This window comes from Streptomyces sp. NPDC007808 (genome assembly GCF_042868655.1).
GTDB lineage: Bacteria > Actinomycetota > Actinomycetes > Streptomycetales > Streptomycetaceae > Streptomyces.
Genome location: NZ_JBIAEQ010000012.1, coordinates 262,181 through 279,552 on the forward strand (window position 1 = coordinate 262,181; position 17,372 = coordinate 279,552).

16 protein-coding genes are annotated in these 17,372 nt (G+C 70.7%); 8 read left to right on the forward strand and 8 right to left on the reverse strand.

Annotation, left to right across the window (positions count from 1 at the left end):
* Nucleotides 1-55 precede the first annotated feature (55 nt).
* Nucleotides 56-2,284: a streptophobe family protein gene (locus ACFYNL_RS37920; RefSeq protein WP_388812296.1), complete on the reverse strand. Its 2,229-nt coding sequence runs from the start codon at nucleotides 2,282-2,284 to the stop codon at nucleotides 56-58.
* Nucleotides 2,285-2,536: 252 nt separating this feature from the next.
* Between ACFYNL_RS37920 and ACFYNL_RS37925 the strand changes: the two genes are divergently transcribed.
* Nucleotides 2,537-5,104 (forward strand): FHA domain-containing protein, encoded by a 2,568-nt coding sequence (locus ACFYNL_RS37925; protein WP_388812372.1) that lies wholly within the window; start codon nucleotides 2,537-2,539, stop codon nucleotides 5,102-5,104.
* Between the two features lie 89 nt (nucleotides 5,105-5,193).
* Here the strand turns inward: ACFYNL_RS37925 and ACFYNL_RS37930 are convergent, their stop codons facing one another.
* The 3 genes from ACFYNL_RS37930 to ACFYNL_RS37940 form a co-directional block, all read right to left on the reverse strand.
* Nucleotides 5,194-5,976 carry a transglycosylase SLT domain-containing protein gene (locus ACFYNL_RS37930; protein ID WP_388812298.1) on the reverse strand — a complete coding sequence of 261 codons (783 nt, stop codon included), beginning with the start codon at nucleotides 5,974-5,976 and terminating at the stop codon, nucleotides 5,194-5,196.
* A gap of 299 nt (nucleotides 5,977-6,275) precedes the next feature.
* Nucleotides 6,276-7,430: an S-adenosylmethionine:tRNA ribosyltransferase-isomerase gene (locus tag ACFYNL_RS37935; protein WP_388812301.1), complete on the reverse strand. Its 1,155-nt coding sequence runs from the start codon at nucleotides 7,428-7,430 to the stop codon at nucleotides 6,276-6,278.
* Nucleotides 7,427-8,125, reverse strand: a complete 699-nt coding sequence (locus ACFYNL_RS37940) for an SDR family NAD(P)-dependent oxidoreductase (RefSeq protein ID WP_388812304.1) — start codon at nucleotides 8,123-8,125, stop codon at nucleotides 7,427-7,429. The genes ACFYNL_RS37935 and ACFYNL_RS37940 overlap by 4 nt, the downstream gene beginning before the upstream one ends.
* A 271-nt stretch (nucleotides 8,126-8,396) precedes the next feature.
* Between ACFYNL_RS37940 and ACFYNL_RS37945 the strand changes: the two genes are divergently transcribed.
* The 3 genes from ACFYNL_RS37945 to chpE all read left to right on the forward strand — a co-directional run bounded on the left by ACFYNL_RS37945 (nucleotide 8,397) and on the right by chpE (nucleotide 10,614).
* On the forward strand, nucleotides 8,397-9,566 hold the full coding sequence (locus ACFYNL_RS37945) for a GAF domain-containing sensor histidine kinase (RefSeq protein WP_388812306.1): 1,170 nt from the start codon (nucleotides 8,397-8,399) through the stop codon (nucleotides 9,564-9,566).
* The gene (locus ACFYNL_RS37950; RefSeq protein WP_388812308.1) at nucleotides 9,559-10,200 is read left to right on the forward strand and encodes a response regulator; all 642 of its coding nucleotides are present in this window, start codon (nucleotides 9,559-9,561) and stop codon (nucleotides 10,198-10,200) included. Before ACFYNL_RS37945 ends, ACFYNL_RS37950 begins: the two co-directional genes overlap by 8 nt.
* A 168-nt stretch (nucleotides 10,201-10,368) precedes the next feature.
* Complete coding sequence (gene chpE / locus ACFYNL_RS37955; protein WP_388812310.1) at nucleotides 10,369-10,614, forward strand: chaplin ChpE; 246 nt, start codon at nucleotides 10,369-10,371, stop codon at nucleotides 10,612-10,614.
* Between the two features lie 97 nt (nucleotides 10,615-10,711).
* Here chpE and ACFYNL_RS37960 read toward each other — a convergent pair whose 3' ends face one another.
* Nucleotides 10,712-11,500, reverse strand: a complete 789-nt coding sequence (locus tag ACFYNL_RS37960) for a hypothetical protein (protein ID WP_388812312.1) — start codon at nucleotides 11,498-11,500, stop codon at nucleotides 10,712-10,714.
* Nucleotides 11,501-11,644: 144 nt separating this feature from the next.
* On the opposite strand from ACFYNL_RS37960, the gene ACFYNL_RS37965 reads away from it, so the two are divergent.
* The 3 genes from ACFYNL_RS37965 (at nucleotide 11,645) to ACFYNL_RS37975 (ending at nucleotide 14,066) form a co-directional block, all read left to right on the forward strand.
* On the forward strand, nucleotides 11,645-12,442 hold the full coding sequence (locus ACFYNL_RS37965) for an ABC transporter ATP-binding protein (protein ID WP_388812315.1): 798 nt from the start codon (nucleotides 11,645-11,647) through the stop codon (nucleotides 12,440-12,442).
* A 106-nt stretch (nucleotides 12,443-12,548) separates the two neighbouring features.
* Complete coding sequence (locus ACFYNL_RS37970; RefSeq protein WP_388812318.1) at nucleotides 12,549-12,980, forward strand: NfeD family protein; 432 nt, start codon at nucleotides 12,549-12,551, stop codon at nucleotides 12,978-12,980.
* A gap of 132 nt (nucleotides 12,981-13,112) precedes the next feature.
* Nucleotides 13,113-14,066: an SPFH domain-containing protein gene (locus ACFYNL_RS37975; RefSeq protein WP_388812321.1), complete on the forward strand. Its 954-nt coding sequence runs from the start codon at nucleotides 13,113-13,115 to the stop codon at nucleotides 14,064-14,066.
* Nucleotides 14,067-14,206: 140 nt separating this feature from the next.
* Here the strand turns inward: ACFYNL_RS37975 and ACFYNL_RS37980 are convergent, their stop codons facing one another.
* The 3 genes from ACFYNL_RS37980 to ACFYNL_RS37990 form a co-directional block, all read right to left on the reverse strand.
* Complete coding sequence (locus ACFYNL_RS37980; RefSeq protein WP_388812324.1) at nucleotides 14,207-14,713, reverse strand: HNH endonuclease; 507 nt, start codon at nucleotides 14,711-14,713, stop codon at nucleotides 14,207-14,209.
* 145 nt (nucleotides 14,714-14,858) lie between these two features.
* Nucleotides 14,859-15,398: a YbhB/YbcL family Raf kinase inhibitor-like protein gene (locus ACFYNL_RS37985; RefSeq protein ID WP_388812326.1), complete on the reverse strand. Its 540-nt coding sequence runs from the start codon at nucleotides 15,396-15,398 to the stop codon at nucleotides 14,859-14,861.
* A 43-nt stretch (nucleotides 15,399-15,441) separates the two neighbouring features.
* The gene (locus tag ACFYNL_RS37990; protein ID WP_388812329.1) at nucleotides 15,442-16,224 is read right to left on the reverse strand and encodes a sporulation protein; all 783 of its coding nucleotides are present in this window, start codon (nucleotides 16,222-16,224) and stop codon (nucleotides 15,442-15,444) included.
* 139 nt (nucleotides 16,225-16,363) lie between these two features.
* On the opposite strand from ACFYNL_RS37990, the gene ACFYNL_RS37995 reads away from it, so the two are divergent.
* Nucleotides 16,364-17,014, forward strand: coding sequence for a DNA-3-methyladenine glycosylase (locus ACFYNL_RS37995; RefSeq protein ID WP_388812331.1), 651 nt, complete (start codon nucleotides 16,364-16,366; stop codon nucleotides 17,012-17,014).
* Nucleotides 17,015-17,372 lie beyond the last annotated feature (358 nt).

Here is a 17,372-nt window from a genome sequence, read left to right on the forward strand (position 1 = left end):
CGGCGAGCGTGCGTGCCGGGCGCCGTGGGTGCTGTGCGGGACCTCCCGCCACCCCCTAGCGCCCCTTCGGCTTCCCGGGTGGCGGGGGAGGAGGCGGAGGCGGCGGCGGTACGTCGCCACCCGCTCCGGACGACGGCCGCTTCCCGGGACGCCGAGGCGGCCGGGGCGACCTCGCGGGCGGTTCGATGGGCCGTACGACCGTGGGGGCGCCGTACACGTCGTCCCCACTGGGAAGCTCGCTGGAGGGAGGCTCGCTGGAGGGCGGTGACTCGGTGGAGAACCGCCGGTCACCGAAGGGCGGCTGGTCACCGGAGGGCGGCTGACCGGCTGTCGGGGGTGTGCCCGGCCGCCGTGCGTCCTCGCGCCACGAGGCGCCCTCACCGGGCCGCGCGTCCTGCGGTTCGCGCTGCTCGCCCGGCATGCGCAGATACGGATTCGTCCCCGGGTTCGGGGGCCGGTACGGGGCGCCCGGCGCGTACGGCCCGGGCGGGCCGGGCGGGCCGGGCGGCCTGGGCGGCCCGGGCGGGCCGGGGTACGCCGAGGCCCCGGAACCCCCCGCCCTGTCCCATGGACCAGCCGGACCCACGGAACCCAACGGACCCCCGGCGCCGTGCCCGCCTGCCGTTCCCGTGGGGCCGTGTCCGCCTGCCGTTCCCGTGGCGCCGTGCCCGCCTGCCGTTCCCGTGGGGCCGTGTCCGCCTGCCGTTCCCGGGGAGCCGTGCCCGCCCGCCGTCCCCGAGGCCCCGCCCCCCGCACCCGCTGCCGCCGCACCCCGAGCCGCCGGAGCCGCCCGCCCCCCGGCCGCCCCGGACGCGAGGGCCAGCAGGGCCCCCACGGCACCCGCCCCCGCGCCCCAGGCCGCTCCGAGAAGCAGCGCCATGCCGAGGTTCCCGCGCAGCTCGACCCCCGCGTCGAAGGCGTCGAAGCCCAGGACCGACAGCGAGGCGTCCACGGACAGCCCGGTCAGCAGGACCAGCAACGGCAGGGCCGCCGCCGTGGCCGCCCCGAGTCGCAGCGCACACCGCCCGGCGAAACGGAGGGCACCCGGGTGCCGCATCCCTTCGGAACCACCCACCGGGCCCGCCCCCGCACCGGTCACCCCGCGCGACCGTGAAACCGGCCCGACCGGGACCGCCGCAGCCGCGCCGGGCCCGGCCAATCCGCCGCCCCGGCTTCCGGACTCGACCGGCGTCCGCACCGCGGTCAGCACCCCCGCGAGCAGCATCATCAGCGCCGCCGCCACCCCCAGCAGCCACACCCGGCCGTCCAGCTCAGCCAGTCTGCCCAGCGTCACCGGCTGGTCGGCACCGCCGTTCAGCAGGTCGTCGAGGGGGTAGGGCAGCAGGCCGGTCAGGACCCCCGTCGCCCTGCCGTCGAACGGCACGAGGAGGCCGACCGCGATGCCGAGCCAGACGCCGTTCGGGGCGCCGAGCAGGGCGGCGCCCGCGATGCGCTCGGGGTGCTCGTCGCCGACCGCCGCGTACGCCGCCGCCGCCAGTCCGGCCGCGACCGCCACCAGCACGACCGTGACGAGCGCCGACGCGGCGGGCCGTACGGCGTGGTGCAGGACCTCCCAGCCGCGCGGCAGCGGGGTGCGGCGGGAAGCCAGCAGGGCGATCAGCAGCACGCCGGCCGACCAGGCCGCGCCGCCGAGCAGGGTCGGCGCCGTGTCCACCGTGAAGCCGACCGCCGCCTCCGCGTCGACGAGGTCGCCGATCCGGTCGGGCAGCAGCCCGCCGACGTCCCCCACGCCGGGGATCTCGATCCCGCCGCCGTCCCCGCCGCCACCGGGCAGGTCGTCGAGCCCCAGAGATCCCCCGTCGATCGTGACGACGTCGTGTCCCGCCCAGGCGAGCCCGCCCAGCATCGCCACGAACAGCACGACCACCGCTCCCGCGCGCGCGAGGAGTTCCGCCGGCGCGATCACAACTCCCGCGCGCCGCAAGGACCGTAAGAAGAACCACGCCAGGAGCACCGCGCCGGCCAGGCTCACCCCGAGTGGCGTGATCTCGATGGCCGTCGTCGCCTCCGCGCCCGTCAACCCGAAAGCGGACACATCACCGGACGGAGTGACCGACCCACCCGCCCCGAGGGCCACCACCGCCGCCGTCATCGGGCCCAGCGAGCTCGCCGCGTCCGCCTCCAGCAGATGCAGACCCAGTGCCGCCGTGCCCGCCATCCCGATCAACGCCCAGCTCACGGCGGCGATCGCGGAGAGCAGGACGTCCCCCCACGGCAGCCGCGTGTCGCGCCTCGCGGTCTCGACGTTCCTGGACGCGCTCATGGCAGACCCCCCGATGCGCGGCGCGGCCGGCTCGCCGCGCATGTCCCCCTCGCGTGGATTACCACTTTCCGGGCTGGTTTCAACCCCGTCAACGGAACCGGGCGAAGCGAACCCGCGTGGTCTTCGTCGAGGTCTTCATAAGGCCCGACTTTCAGACAGGGGGCGGAGCCTGAAATAGTTCCCGACGATGTTCGACATCCCTAGACTCCCTCCGTTGGGGGTAACTCGGGGGACTACTCAGTGGGGCATGGAGTGCCGGAACTCGTACTGGAATTGAATGGACGGACCTGGACGCTCGACGCGTCCAGGCCCTACACCCTCGGACGCGATCCGCAGGGCGACATCGTGTTCGACGACGCCAGGGTGTCCTGGCGGCACGCCACGATCAGCTGGAACGGCCGTAGTTGGGTCATCGAGGACCACGGCAGCACCAACGGCACGTTCGCGCAGGGCCAGCGGATCCATCAGCTGGAGATCGGCCCCGGCTCGGCCGTGCACCTGGGCAACGCCACCGACGGACCGTGCCTGAACCTCTCCGGCACCGGGGCCGCTTCACCGCAGGCCCAGCCGCAGCAGCCGTACGCGGCGCAGGGCGCGCAGGCCGGCTGGGGCCAGCAGGCGCCGGCCCAGCAGGCACCCGCGCACCAGGCCCCGGCCGGCCAGGTTCCGCAGCAGGCATCCCCGCACCAGGACCCGCACGCCGGCTGGCAGCAGCCGCAGCAGCAGTCCGTCGCGAAGGTGCCCCACCAGCAGGGCGGCCCCGGTGGTGGCGCGGGGGCGCCGCCGGTCTACGGCGACCGCAGCCCGACCACGTTCCACCAGTTCTCCGTCGGCCGCGTGATGCGCATCGGTCGTGCCCTGGAGAACGAGTTGGTCGTCTCCGACCTCCAGGTCTCCCGGCACCACGCCGAGTTCCACTCGACGCCCGACGGCCGCATGGAGATCCGCGACCTCGGCTCGCACAACGGCACCTACGTCAACGGCCAGCCGATCGCCAAGGGCGGTTCGGCGATGCTCGGCCCGACGGACATCGTGGGCGTCGGCCACTCCACGTTCCGGATCGTCGGCGACCGCCTCGAGGAGTTCGTCGACACCGGTGAGGTCTCCTTCTCGGCCCGCCACCTGACCGTCACGGTCGACGGCGGCAAGCAGATCCTCAAGGACGTCTCCTTCGGTGTCCCGGAGAAGTCCCTGATCGCGGTCATCGGCCCGTCCGGCTCCGGCAAGTCGACCCTGCTCAAGGCGCTCACCGGCTACCGGCCCGCCAACCAGGGCGACGTCCTCTACGACAACCGGAACCTCTACAAGCAGTTCGCCGAGCTGCGCCAGCGCATCGGTCTGGTCCCGCAGGACGACATCCTGCACAAGGAGCTGACCGTCAAGAAGGCCCTCAAGTACGCGGCCAAGCTCCGTTTCCCGGCCGACACCACGGCCGCCGAGCGCGAGGCCCGCATCGACGAGGTGCTGCGTGAACTGAAGCTGGACATCCACAAGGAGAAGAAGGTCACCTCCCTCTCCGGCGGCCAGCGCAAGCGCGTCTCGGTGGCCCTGGAGCTGCTCACCAAGCCGTCGCTGATCTTCCTGGACGAGCCCACGTCCGGCCTCGACCCGGGCATGGACCGCGATGTCATGCAGCTGCTGCGCGGCCTCGCCGACGACGGCCGTACGGTCCTCGTCGTCACCCACTCCGTGGCCGAGCTGGCGCTGTGCGACAAGCTCCTGGTGATGGCACCGGGCGGCGCGGTCGCCTACTTCGGCCCGCCGGAGGAGGCGCTGAACTTCTTCGGCTACGACACCTGGGCCGATGTCTTCTCCGCCTTCGAGAACTACCGCGACTACGACTGGGCGGGCCGCTGGAAGGGCTCGCAGCACTACCAGATGTACGCCGCGGACATCGACGCGATCGCCCCGCAGTCCGTACAGATGCCGCCGATGCAGGCGATGAAGCCGCCCAAGCCGCAGGGCTGGCTGTCGCAGTTCCTGACCCTGGTGCGCCGCTATGTCTCGGTCATCGCCTCCGACAAGGGCTTCCTGGCTCTGACGGTGATCCTGCCGCTCGTCCTCGGCTCGGTGAGCCTGCTCATCGACTCCGGCAAGGACCTCCTGGTCAACACGGAGATCAACCCGAGCACCGGCAAGCCCGTCGCCAACGGCACGGCCCTCACGGTCCTGCTGATCCTCGCGGTGGGCGCCTGCTTCGCCGGTGCCGCCAACTCCGTCCGCGAGCTGATCAAGGAACGGGTCATCTACGAGCGGGAGCGCGCGACCGGCCTGTCCCGGTCCGCGTACCTGATGTCCAAGGTGTTCGTGCTCGGCCTGATCACCGTGCTGCAGGGTCTGATGGTCGGTGTCATCGGCTTCTCCAGCCGCACCATCCCGGACGAGGGCCTGATCCTCGGCAGCCAGATCCTGCTGGAGCTGTGCATTCCGATCATGGCGCTGGGCTTCACGGCGATGATGTTCGGCCTGATCATCTCCGCCCTGGTGAAGACCGCCGAGAAGACCATGCCGCTGCTGGTCATGTTCGCGATCGTCCAGGTCGTCTTCACCGGCTGCCTGTTCCCCCTCGCCAACTCCATCGGCGTCAACCAGCTCTCGTACCTGATGCCGTCGCGCTGGGCGGTCGCCGCCGCGGGTGCCACGCTCGACTTCAACCGGATCAGTCCGCCCGCCAAGGGCGACAGCGACGACCCGCTGTGGGAGCACACGGTCGGCGCCTGGTCCCTGGACATGGTCGCCCTGATCGCCCTCGGGGTGATCTGCGGCTTCTTCGTGGCCCGCTTCCTGCGCCGCCACGAGCCCGAGGTCATGCGCAAGTAGTCGCCGTCGTACGACGCACGAAGGGCGGCACCCCGTCAGGAGGGTGCCGCCCTTCGGCGTACGGATCGCAAGGCCCGCGCCTACCTCGCTCAGTACGCGCTGTTGACGTTGTCGATCGAGCCGTACCGGTCGGCCGCGTAGTTGGCGGCGGCGGTCAGGTTGGCGACCGGGTCGTACTGGCTCCACGCGGTGCCCGGGACGTGGTAGGCGTCGAAGGTCGGCTTGATGACCTGCAGCAGACCGATCGACGGAACGCCGTTCTGGGCGTTGATGTCCCAGTTGTTGATCGCGTTCGGGTTACCCGAGGACTCTCGCATGATGTTCTTGTACAGGCCGTTGTAGGTGCCCGGGATCTCGTGCTTCTTCATGATGTCCAGGGCCTCACGGATCCAGCCGTCGAGGTTGTTGGCGTAGCTCTTCTTGGCGGCGACCGTCTTGACCTGGACGCGCTCGGCGGACCGGCTCGCGGCCTCCTTCGCCTTGCGCTCCGCCTCGGCCTTCTTCTGCGCGGCGGCCTCGGCGGCCTTCTTCTGCGCGGCGGCGTCCGCGGCCTTCTTCTTGGCGGCCGCGTCGGCGGCGGCCTTCTTCTTGGCCGCGGCCTCCCGCTCGGCCTTCTTCTTGGCCTCGATGGCCTCGGCCTTCACGCTCGCGGAGGCGAGCTGGTCGGTCACGCTGCCCTGGACGTCCTTGATCTGCTCGCTGCTGTACGCCACCTGACCCGTGGGGGCCTCGGCCGTGGTCGACTCGGCGTTCCCGGGGACGGCGGAGAAGGCCAGCGCGGCGACACCGAGCGTGGTGACTCCGGCGACGGCTATCTTGTGCCGCTTGGTGAGCGCACGACTGAGACCGCGGTTCTTGGTGTTCTTGAGCATGGCAGTGGGACCTCTTCGAAATAGCGCGGAGGTCGCTCGCTGTCCGGCAGTGGACACGGGTGCTTCCTGCACAAACGCCGCGGGCGGAACCCACGGCGCTGAGCGACGAGAGCAATTCTTAGCGGCCGCAAAATGGACAGGCAAAGGTGTGACGTACGATCTCGGGTAGTTGACCCATGAAGTGCAAATTAGGACAGATGGGGCCGTCCTCCCCGTTCAAAAGGGGCGTCTTATCTCCTATGGGCCTTCGTACGTGACGTGCGCCCTATGCGCGGGCTCACATCGACCCGGTAACAGTCTCACTGGCAGTTGCTTGAGCAATGCGCTGCGTGAGAGGTCTCCGCCGGGAGGACGAGGTGCACGTCGCCGAACTCGTGCCACAGGTAGAGCCCGCGCAGCGCCGCCTCGTACCCGCGGTCGATCGCGGCTCGCCCCCCGACCGCCTCCAGCATCAGCAGATGCGAGGCCTGCGGCTCGTGCAGCCCCGTCAGCAGCCCGTCCACCACCCGCACCCCGCGCTCGGGAGTGACGACCAGATCCGTCCACCCCTCACGCGCGCGTACGACCCCGTCGGCGTCCGCCGCCGACTCCACGGCCCGCACGGCCGTAGTCCCGACGGCGATGACCCTGCCCCGCCCCGCCTTGGCCGCGTTGATCGACCGGGCCGACGCCTCCGGCACCGCGAACCGCTCCGGATACGGCGGCTCGTGCGCCTCCGCGGAGGCCACCCCGGTGTGCAGCGTGATCGGCGCGAACTGCACCCCCCGGCTCACCAGCTCCGTCACCGACCGCGGCGTGAAGGGCCGCGCCGCACTCGGCATCTCCGCGCTGCCCGTTCCGTCGGCCGACGGCAGCGCGAACACCGTCTGGTAGACGGACAGCGGCTGCTCCCGCTCCGTATAGGAGTACCGAATCGGCCGCCCGTACTCCCGCATCAGCGCGAGCACCGCCCTCGCCGTACCCGAGTGACGGTCGGCGGAACCCGCCCCGCCCGTCACGGTCACCCGAGCCCACCACAGCCGCTCAGCGGCCGCGCTCAAGGGCTCCTCCAGCACCAGCCGCGCACCCCCGGGAAGCCGCACCTGTGTCCCCGCGGGCCCATCCCCTCGCCACGAAGCGCTTCGCGCCCACGTCAGCGGACGCGTGGTCCCCCGCTCATCGGGATCCCGCAGCTCGACCGCCCAGCGCCCGTCGTCCCCACAGGTGGAGAAGTGCACCACCACGCGCGCGTGCCCGACCCACCCGTCCACGGCCGCCGGCAACGTCTTGGACGTGTTGACGACCAGAAGGTCCCCGGCGCGCAGCAGCCGCGGCAGCTCGCCGAACACGTGGTGCGACACGTCCGTGCCCCGCGAGACCAGCAGCCGTACGGCGTCCCGGTCCAGCCCCGGCCCCCGCTGTTCGGCCGGCACCCGGGCCGACAGCTCCCGCGGTACCCGTGACACCGACGTCATCGCCGCCCCTCCAGCAGCGCCGGAGCCCCATAGCGACCGCTCGCCGGACGCTCGTCCAGCAACCGCAGGAACGCCGGCACCACACCGTCCGGCGCCGGTCGCGGACCGTCGTCGTCCGGTACGGCCGCCGCGTACAGATCCGTGGCCATGTCCCCGGGGTCGACCGCCCAGACGCGCAACGCCGGCTCCTCCGTGCCGAGCACCGCCGCGAGCTGGTCGAGGGCGGCCTTGGACGCCCCGTACCCGCCCCAGGTCTCGTACGCCTGAGCGGCCGCGTCCGAGCTGACCGTGATCACCGCGCCCGACGCCGAGGCCCGCAGCAGCGGCAACGCCTCCTGGACCAGACCCAGCGCGGCGATCAGGTTCACCTCCAGCGCCCGCCGCATTCCCGCCAGGGGCAGCTCGTCCAGGCGAACCAACGGCTCGGCCCCCAGCGCGCTGGCGTTGCTCACCAGCAGGTCGACGCCGCCCAGCCGCCAGGCCGCCGCCACCAGCTCGGACCGGTGCCGGGCGTCCGTGACGTCCCCCGGCACGGCCGTCACGCGCGTGCCGTGCACCCGGATCCCGGCCGCCGTCTCCTGGAGTGCCCGCCCCCTCCTGGCGTCCAGCACCAGATCCCAGCCGCGCGCCGCCAGCGCCTCGGCGAGCGCCCGTCCCAGCCCCTTCGAAGCTCCCGTGATGATCGCTACCGGCATGACATCCGTCCCCTCGTCCGTCGTGGCCGCCCCCTTCGGCGGTGCCCTCAACGTAGGAACCGCCGGGTACGCCCCACCTCGGACGCGGGCCCCAGAACCGCGGGGCCCTTCGTCCTACGCCGCACACCCCGGGCCTTCGGTCCTACGCCTCCCACCGCGGCCTTTCGCTCTACGGCACCGGTACCGGGACCGCAGCCCTAGGTCCCGAGCCTCATCCGGCCGCCGCCACTGGTCCGATCCGGCTGTCACACCCCGCCGGTACCGTGAGGGCATGAGTCAAAGGCCCAGGTCCGGCCTGGCAGCGGTGAGCTCCGCGCTGCTGGCCATGAGCAGGCATCTGGAGGTGCGCGACGTCCTCAAGACGATCGTCGCCTCGGCCCGCGAACTGCTCGACGCGCAGTACGCCGCCCTCGGCGTCCCGGACGACCACGGCGGCTTCGCCCAGTTCGTGGTCGACGGGGTCAGCGACGAGCAGTGGAAGGCCATCGGCCCCCTCCCGCGTCAGCACGGCATCCTCGCCGCGATGCTCCGGGAGGCCGAGGTCGAGCGCCTCGCCGACGTCCGCGAGGACCCCCGCTTCGAGGGCTGGCCGTCGGCGCACCCCGAGATGTCCGACTTCCTGGGCCTGCCGATCCGCGACGGCGACGAGGTCATCGGTGCGCTGTTCCTCGCCAACAAGCTGCGCCCCGAGGGGGAGGACCCCTCGTGCCCCAAGCCCGAGGACGGCTGCGGCTTCACCGAGGAGGACGAGGCACTGCTCTCCATCCTCGCCCAGCACGCCGCCATCGCCCTGACCAATGCCCGGCTGTACGAGCGCAGCCGCGAGCTGACCATCGCCGAGGAGCGTTCCCGCCTCGCGCACGAACTGCACGACGCGGTCAGCCAGAAGCTGTTCTCCCTGCGCCTGACCGCCCAGGCGGCCACCGCCCTGATCGACCGGGACCCGTCCCGCGCCAAGGGCGAGCTGCACCAGGTGGCCGCGCTGGCCGCCGAGGCCGCCGACGAACTGCGCGCCGCGGTCGTCGAGTTGCGCCCCGCCGCCCTCGACGAGGACGGCCTCGTGGCGACCCTGCGCACCCAGATCCAGGTGCTCGACCGCGCCCACACCGCGCGCGTGACCTTCGCCGGCCGCGGCGTGAAGGCCCTGCCCGCGGCCCAGGAGGAGGCGGTGCTGCGCGTCGCGCAGGAGGCCCTGCACAACGCCCTGCGGCACTCCGGGGCCGAGCATGTCGACGTGACACTGGACCGGCGCGGCGGCGGAGCCGTCCTGCGGGTCACCGACGACGGCAGTGGCTTCGACCCCAAGGCGATACGCCGCGCCGGACGCCACCTGGGCCTGGTCTCCATGCGGGACCGGGCGAGCGGGGTCGGCGGCACGCTGACCGTGGAATCGGTGCCCGGCAAGGGCACCGTGATCGAGATGGAGGTCCCCGGTGGCTGACGCAATCAAGGTGCTGCTCGTCGACGACCACCAGGTCGTCCGCCGGGGCCTGCGCACCTTCCTGGAAGTGCAGGACGACATCGAGGTGGTGGGGGAGGCCGCCGACGGCGCCGAGGGAGTGGCCCGCGCCGAGGAACTGAAGCCGGACGTCGTCCTCATGGACGTCAAGATGCCGGGCATGGACGGCGTCGACGCCCTGCGCAAGCTCCGCGAACTCGACAACCCCGCGCGCGTGCTGATCGTCACCAGCTTCACCGAGCAGCGCACGGTGATCCCCGCCCTGCGCGCGGGCGCCGCCGGGTACGTCTACAAGGACGTGGACCCCGACGCGCTCGCCGGCGCCATCCGCGCGGTGCACGCCGGCCACATCCTGCTGCAACCCGAGGTCGCCGGCGCCCTGTTGTCCCAGGAGGAGGCCAACTCAGGGCCGGGCAGGGCGGGCTCCCTGACCGAGCGGGAGCGAGAGGTGCTCGGCCTGATCGCGGACGGCCGATCCAACCGGGAGATAGCCAGGGCCCTGGTCCTGTCGGAGAAGACCGTCAAGACGCACGTGTCGAACATCCTGATGAAACTCGACCTCGCCGACCGCACCCAGGCCGCGCTGTGGGCCGTACGCCATGGCGTGACCGGCTGAAACGCTCTCCGCAAGGCATGACGGACGGCAATACGGAGGGTTCCGCTCCGGACTGAGATTCATACCGTCGTGGGAATGTCCCCCGGATGGCGCATCCTTCGTGGATCCCCGCCGTTCTCCATGGCGTGCTGCGGCGACTGCCGCGGCAATCGCAAGGAGGGCTTAGAAGTGAAGAACCTGAAGAAGGCAGCGGCCGTGACGATGGTGGCGGGTGGCCTGCTGGCCGCCGGTGCCGGAGTGGCCTCCGCCACCGACGGCGCGCACGCCGACGGCAAGGCCGTGGGCTCCCCGGGCGTCGCCTCGGGCAATGTCGTCCAGGCTCCGGTTCACATCCCGGTCAACGTCTCGGGCAACAGCGTGAACGTCGTGGGCATCCTGAACCCGGCCTTCGGCAACCTGGCCGTCAACAAGTGACGCCACCGCGCACCAGGCAGTGACCACCGGCCTCCCGGCTGTCCCGGGAGGCCGGTCTGTCGTGCACGCCTTCTGCCGGCCGTCAGACGCCCGACACTCAGCGCACGCCCCGCTCCCGCTCCTCGACAACGGCGTTGTAGGCCGCGACCTGCGCCCGCCTGGCCACCCGCTCCACCGGCCGCAACGCCTCCGCCCGCGCCCCCATCTCAGCGGAGCTGACCGCACCCCCGTGCCCGTTCCCATACGCCAGCGACACCAGCAACCCCACGCGCTGCGCCAGCTCAAGCACCCGCACCGCCCGCGGGGGATAGCCCGGAGCCAACGCCTCCCGGCCCCGCTCGGCCCTCGCCCGATACGCATCGATCGCCGCCTCGGCCACCGGCCCCGACCCGGCCACGTCCAGCCGCGACAGCACCTCGGTGGCCTCCCGCAGAGCCTCCGCCAGCTCCCGCTCCGCCTCACCCAGCGACGGCACATCCGCAGGGGGCGCCTCCCGCACGGCCAGGCAGTGCCACACCACCTCGACATGCACATCACCTTCGGGCCCGGCCTCGTACACCTGCGGCACCAGCCCGAACGCGGCACCGTGGCAGATCACCGCCTCCTCGGCCTCCAGCGCCCGCGCGTTGAACTCCGGCGGCCCGCTCAACCCCAGCGGATGCCCCGGCGCGGGCAGCGCCACCCGCAGCCCGCTCACCCCGAGCGACCGCAGCCGCCCCAGCGCCAGCGTGAGACCGACGGGCGCGGTCTCGGCCGGCAGCCCCTCCACCCGGTGCACGGCATCGGTCCCGACAATCTCCAGCACAGCGTCATCGGGAGAGACAAGTCCGGCCAAAAGGGCATTACCCCAAGCCGCAAGACGTCCTGAACGTGGTTCCGAGAGCATGCCACCACCCTAAGGACCGGACCGATGGAATGAAGCGCCGGACCGGTGGCGTAGATTTCCTAGAGGGCTGCGCCCACAGGCGCACGCGACCACTGAGACGCCGAGACGCCGAGACCGGTCACAGCAAGGGGAGACAACGCGCTCATGAGCGATGTTCTGGAGCTTCAGGACGTATCCGTGGTCCGCGAGGGCCGGGCTCTGGTGGACCAGGTCTCCTGGTCGGTCAAGGAGGGCGAGCGCTGGGTGATCCTCGGCCCGAACGGCGCCGGCAAGACCACGCTCCTGAACCTCGCGTCCAGCTACCTCTACCCCAGCACGGGCTCCGTCTCCATCCTCGGCGAGACCCTGGGCAAGCCCGGCACCGACGTCTTCGAACTGCGCCCGCGCATCGGTGTGGCCGGCATCGCCATGACCGAGAAGCTCCCCAAGCGCCAGACCGTCCTGGAGACCGTGCTCACCGCCGCGTACGGCATGACCGCCACCTGGCACGAGGACTACGAGGAGATCGACGAGCAGCGCGCCCGCGCCTTCCTCGACCGCCTCGGCATGAGCGACTACCTCGACCGCAAGTTCGGCACCCTCTCCGAGGGCGAGCGCAAGCGCACCCTGATCTCCCGCGCCCTCATGGCCGACCCCGAGCTCCTCCTCCTCGACGAGCCCGCCGCCGGCCTCGACCTCGGCGGCCGCGAGGACCTCGTCCGCCGCCTCGGCCGTCTCGCCCGCGACCCGATCGCCCCCTCGATGCTCATGGTCACCCACCACGTCGAGGAGATCCCCCCGGGCTTCACCCACGTGCTGATGATCCGCCAGGGCAAGGTCCTCGCGGCCGGTCCCATGGAGCTCGAACTCACCTCCCGCAACCTCTCCCTCTGCTTCGGGCTCCCGCTCGTCGTCGAGCAGGTCGGCGACCGCTGGACGGCACAGGGTCTCCCGCTGTCCTGACGCCGTCCTTCACCCCGCGAGAACCTGGTCAGGACCGCGGTGAGAAAGACCGTTCAAACGACCGGCGCCCTGTCCGTGACAGGGCTCGCGGTCCTACCATGACCATGTGGAAATCGACGCGTGGGTTTGGTGGTTGATCGGCGCGGCAGCGCTCGGCATCGGGCTCGTGATCACCGCGATGCCCGAACTCGGCATGCTGGCGGTGGGTGCCGTGGCCGCCGCCCTCGTCGCCGGCGTCCTCGGCGGCGAGGCCGTCGCCCAGGTCGTCTCCTTCGTCGTCGTATCGACCGCACTCATCGCCGTCGTACGGCCCATCGCGAACCGACATCGCGCCCAGCGGCCCCAACTCGCCACCGGCATCGACGCGCTGAAAGGCAGACAGGCCGTCGTCCTTGAGCGCGTCGACGCCTCCGGCGGCCGGATCAAGCTCGCCGGGGAGGTCTGGTCGGCACGCTCCCTCGACACCGACCGCGCCTACGAAGTAGGCGAGGAAGTGGACGTCGTGGACATCGAGGGGGCCACGGCGATCGTCATGTGACCTCGCACGACGTAAGTGGCGCGAACCCGCCACGAGGCACGCGACGGTCTGTCAGACTCGACCAGCAAGATCTTCAACAACCATAAGATCTGCGGAAAACGCCGCGGCGGAGAAGGGGTACGGGGAACGACGATGGAACCGGTCATCATCGTCCTGATCATTCTGGTGGTGTTGGTCTTCATCGCCCTGATCAAGACGATCCAGGTCATCCCACAGGCGAGCGCGGCCATCGTCGAGCGCTTCGGCCGCTACACCCGCACGCTCAACGCGGGCCTCAACATCGTGGTCCCGTTCATCGACACCATCCGCAACCGCATCGACCTGCGCGAACAGGTCGTGCCGTTCCCGCCGCAGCCGGTGATCACCCAGGACAACCTGGTCGTGAACATCGACACCGTCATCTACTACCAGGTGACCGATGCGCGCGCCGCGACCTACGAAGTCGCCAGCTACATCCAGGCGATCGAGCAGCTGACGGTCACCACCCTGCGCAACATCATCGGCGGCATGGACCTCGAACGCACCCTCACCTCCCGCGAGGAGATCAACGCGGCTCTGCGCGGCGTCCTCGACGAGGCGACGGGCAAGTGGGGCATCCGCGTCAACCGTGTCGAGCTCAAGGCGATCGAACCGCCCACCTCCATCCAGGACTCGATGGAGAAGCAGATGCGCGCCGACCGCGACAAGCGCGCCGCGATCCTCACCGCCGAAGGCACCCGCCAGGCCGCCATCCTCACCGCCGAGGGCGAGAAGCAGTCCCAGATCCTGCGCGCCGAAGGTGAGGCCAAGGCAGCCGCCCTGCGCGCGGAAGGCGAAGCCCAGGCGGTCCGTACGGTCTTCGAAGCCATCCACGCCGGCGACCCGGACCAGAAGCTCCTCTCCTACCAGTACCTCCAGATGCTCCCCAAGATCGCCGAGGGCGACGCCAACAAGCTCTGGATCGTCCCCAGCGAGATCGGCGACGCCCTCAAGGGCCTGTCCGGCGCCATGGGCAACTTGGGCGGCTTCGGCGGCGGTTCAGGCAACAGCCCCTCCGGCAACGGCGGCACGGGCACGGAACGCCGAGAGAAGCCGTCGATCGACTGACGCACACACGGCCGTACGACAAAGGGGCCCGCCTTCATGACGAAGGCGGGCCCGAACGCCTCCAAGGGGCGCGGGGAACTGCGCGACAAGCCACGTACAGCCTGCAGCCAACGAACCACCCAAAGCCCTACGGCGATTGGTCAGGCCGCGTCCAGCGCCAGCCAATCCGGCAGCGCAGCGAGGTCGTCGGCCCCCAGCGCCAGCAGCATCGCATCAGCCGGCGTCGGCTCGAACGGCTCCCGAAGCAGCGGCATACCCGCCTGCTCAGGCGTCCGGTCAGCCTTCCGGTGATTGTCCTCCGCGCAAGAAGCCACCGTATTCAGCCACGTGTCCTGCCCACCCCGCGACTTCGGCACCACGTGGTCCACGGTCGTGGCCCGCCGCCCGCAGTACGCGCACCGGTGCCGGTCCCGCACCAGAACTCCCCGCCTCGACCACGGCGCTTGTCTTCGGAACGGCACCCGTACGTACCTGCAGAGCCTGATCACCCGGGGCGCCGGTATGTCCACCTCGGCTCCCCGCATACGCAGTTCGGGGTGGGCCTGCTCGACGACGGCCTTGTCCTGAAGCACCAGAACGACGGCTCGATTCAACGTCACCGTCGACAGCGGCTCGAAGCTCGCGTTCAGTACCAGCGTGTCCCGCATTGCAGCCCACCTCCCGTGTGCACCTGCCCACCCCCTGGCGGGCTGGGATCAACTCTGGCCGGGCACGCCGAGATGGACAACGAAATAAAAAGTGCCCGCCTCCGATCACTTCCATGACCGGGGGCGGGCAAACGTTCCATGAACGTCAGGCTTCGGCGGGCACCTCGTACTCGGCGATCACATGAGCGCGCGCCAGTGTGTGGAACCGCAGGTTGAACCCGACGACGGCAGGGCTGGCGTCGGAATCCGGACCGAGCTTCTCCTGGTCCACGGCGTAGACCGTGAACACATAGCGGTGCGGCCCGTCCCCGGGCGGCGGCGCGGCACCGCCGAAGTCCTTGGACCCGTAGTCGTTACGGGCGTGGATCACACCCTCCGGCAGACCCTCGAACTTGCCGCTGCCCGCACCCGCCGGCAGCTCGGTCACCGAGGCCGGGATGTCGAACAGGACCCAGTGCCAGAACCCGCTCCCCGTGGGGGCGTCGGGGTCGTAGCAGGTGACGGCGAAGCTCTTGGTCTCGGCCGGGAAGCCCTCCCAGCGCAGCTGCGGCGAAGTGTTGCCGGCCGCGTGGACCTGAGCGTCCTTGAGGGTCCCGCCGTGCTCGACGTCCTCGCTCGTGACCGTGAAGGACGGCACGGGCGGATGGAAGTCGTGGGGCAGCGGCCGCCTCTTGAGCTCGGTCACTTCGATACCTCCTGACGAACCGGTGGAATCAGCAGTTCCGAGCCTAGAACCAGTTGCGCTTGCTGCCGACCTCGGACAGCCACTGGTTGAGGTACGCCGCCCAGTCGGTCCCCTGGAAGTCGTGCAGACCCACCTGGAACGACCGGAAGGTGTCGCTGCCCTCGCTGAACAGCCCCGGCTTCTTGTCCATCTCAAGGACGACGTCCATCGCGTTCGCGTCGGCGACGAAGCTCAGCTCGACCTGGTTGACCCCGCGGTACTGCTGCGGCGGGAAGAACTCGATCTCCTGGTAGAACGGCAGCTTCTGCCGCGTACCGCGGATGTGCCCGCGCTCCATGTCCGCGTTCTTGAAGCGGAAGCCCAGCTGGATGAAGGCGTCGAGGATCGCCTTCTGCGCGGGCAGCGGGTGCACGTTGATCGGGTCCAGGTCGGTGGAGTCCACGGCCCGCGCGATCGCCAGCTCCGTGGTCACACCGATGTGCATGCCGCGCAGCGTCTGACCGTCGATCGTCGTGATCGGCGTCTCCCACGGGATCTCCAGCCCGAAGGGCACCGCGTGCACGGCCTGGGCCTGCAGCTCGAAGGCCCCACCGAGCGGCATCTTGGTGAACTCGATGTCCTGCTTGTACTCCGAGTCCTGGGTCTCCACCTCGACCCGGGCCTGGAGGCCCACGGACAGACCCTCGATGTTCTGGGCCACGGACCCGCCCTGAATCCGCACCTCGCCCTGGACGACGCCGCCCGGCACGACGTTGACCTCGGTCAGCACCGTCTCGACCGAAGCCCCACCGGCCCCCAGGCTCGCGAGCAGCTTCTTGAACGCCATGACTCTCCTCTTTTCAGAGTGGATCCTTGATCCCTACAAACGCGATCCGGTCGCGGCCGGTTCCGCACCCCACCCTGGCAAGGTGCACGCTCCCTGACCACCCCGTCACGAGCACCCGTCTCCAGTACCCTCGGACGGCATGATCGCGACCCCCGACCGTACGCCCCTGCCCCGGGACTTCTTCGACCGGCCCGTCCTGGAAGTCGCCCCCGACCTTCTCGGCCGCATCCTCGTACGCTCCACCCCGGACGGTCCGATCGCTCTGCGCCTCACCGAGGTCGAGGCCTACGACGGCCCCAACGACCCCGGCTCCCATGCCTATCGCGGCCGCACACCCCGCAACGACGTGATGTTCGGCCCTCCCGGACACGTCTACGTCTACTTCACCTACGGCATGTGGCACTGCATGAACCTGGTCTGCGGCCCCGACGGCTCGGCGAGCGCGGTCCTGCTGCGAGCCGGCGAGATCGTCGAGGGCGCCGAGCTGGCCCGCACCCGTCGACTCTCGGCCCGCAACGACAAGGAACTGGCCAAAGGCCCGGCCCGCCTGGCCACCGCCCTGGACGTGGACCGAGCCCTGGACGGCACGGACGCATGCACCCCCGACGAGACACCGCTGCGCATCCTCACCGGCACCCCCGTCCCCTCCGACCAGGTACGCAACGGCCCCCGTACCGGCGTGGCCGGCGACGGCGGCAACGGGGACAGCCACCCCTGGCGCTACTGGATCGCCAACGACCCCACCGTGAGCCCCTATAGGGCCCACGTCCCGAGGCGCCGCCGAAGTTGACGCGCCTGGACGAGGGGCGTAACGTAGCCCGAGCCGCTGAACCGGGTACTGCGAAGTCAGCAGCCGGAGCGGCCAACCCACTACCTACGAACACCCTCAACGGGGTCGGTTTTTGGCGTGCACGCATGCCTGAATTCCAACCTCCGGAGCCCGATTATGAATCGGGCGGGGGAATCGGCTAACGTAGTGAATGTCGAAAGGCCGACAGGCGAAAGCCCAAGGCCCACGGCAATCCCGCCGACAGGGAATCGGATCGCAAAAAGGATCTGATAGAGTCGGAAACACCGAAGGGAAGCGCCCGGAGGAAAGCCCGAGAGGGTGAGTACGAAGGAAGCGACCGTTCCTTGAGAACTCAACA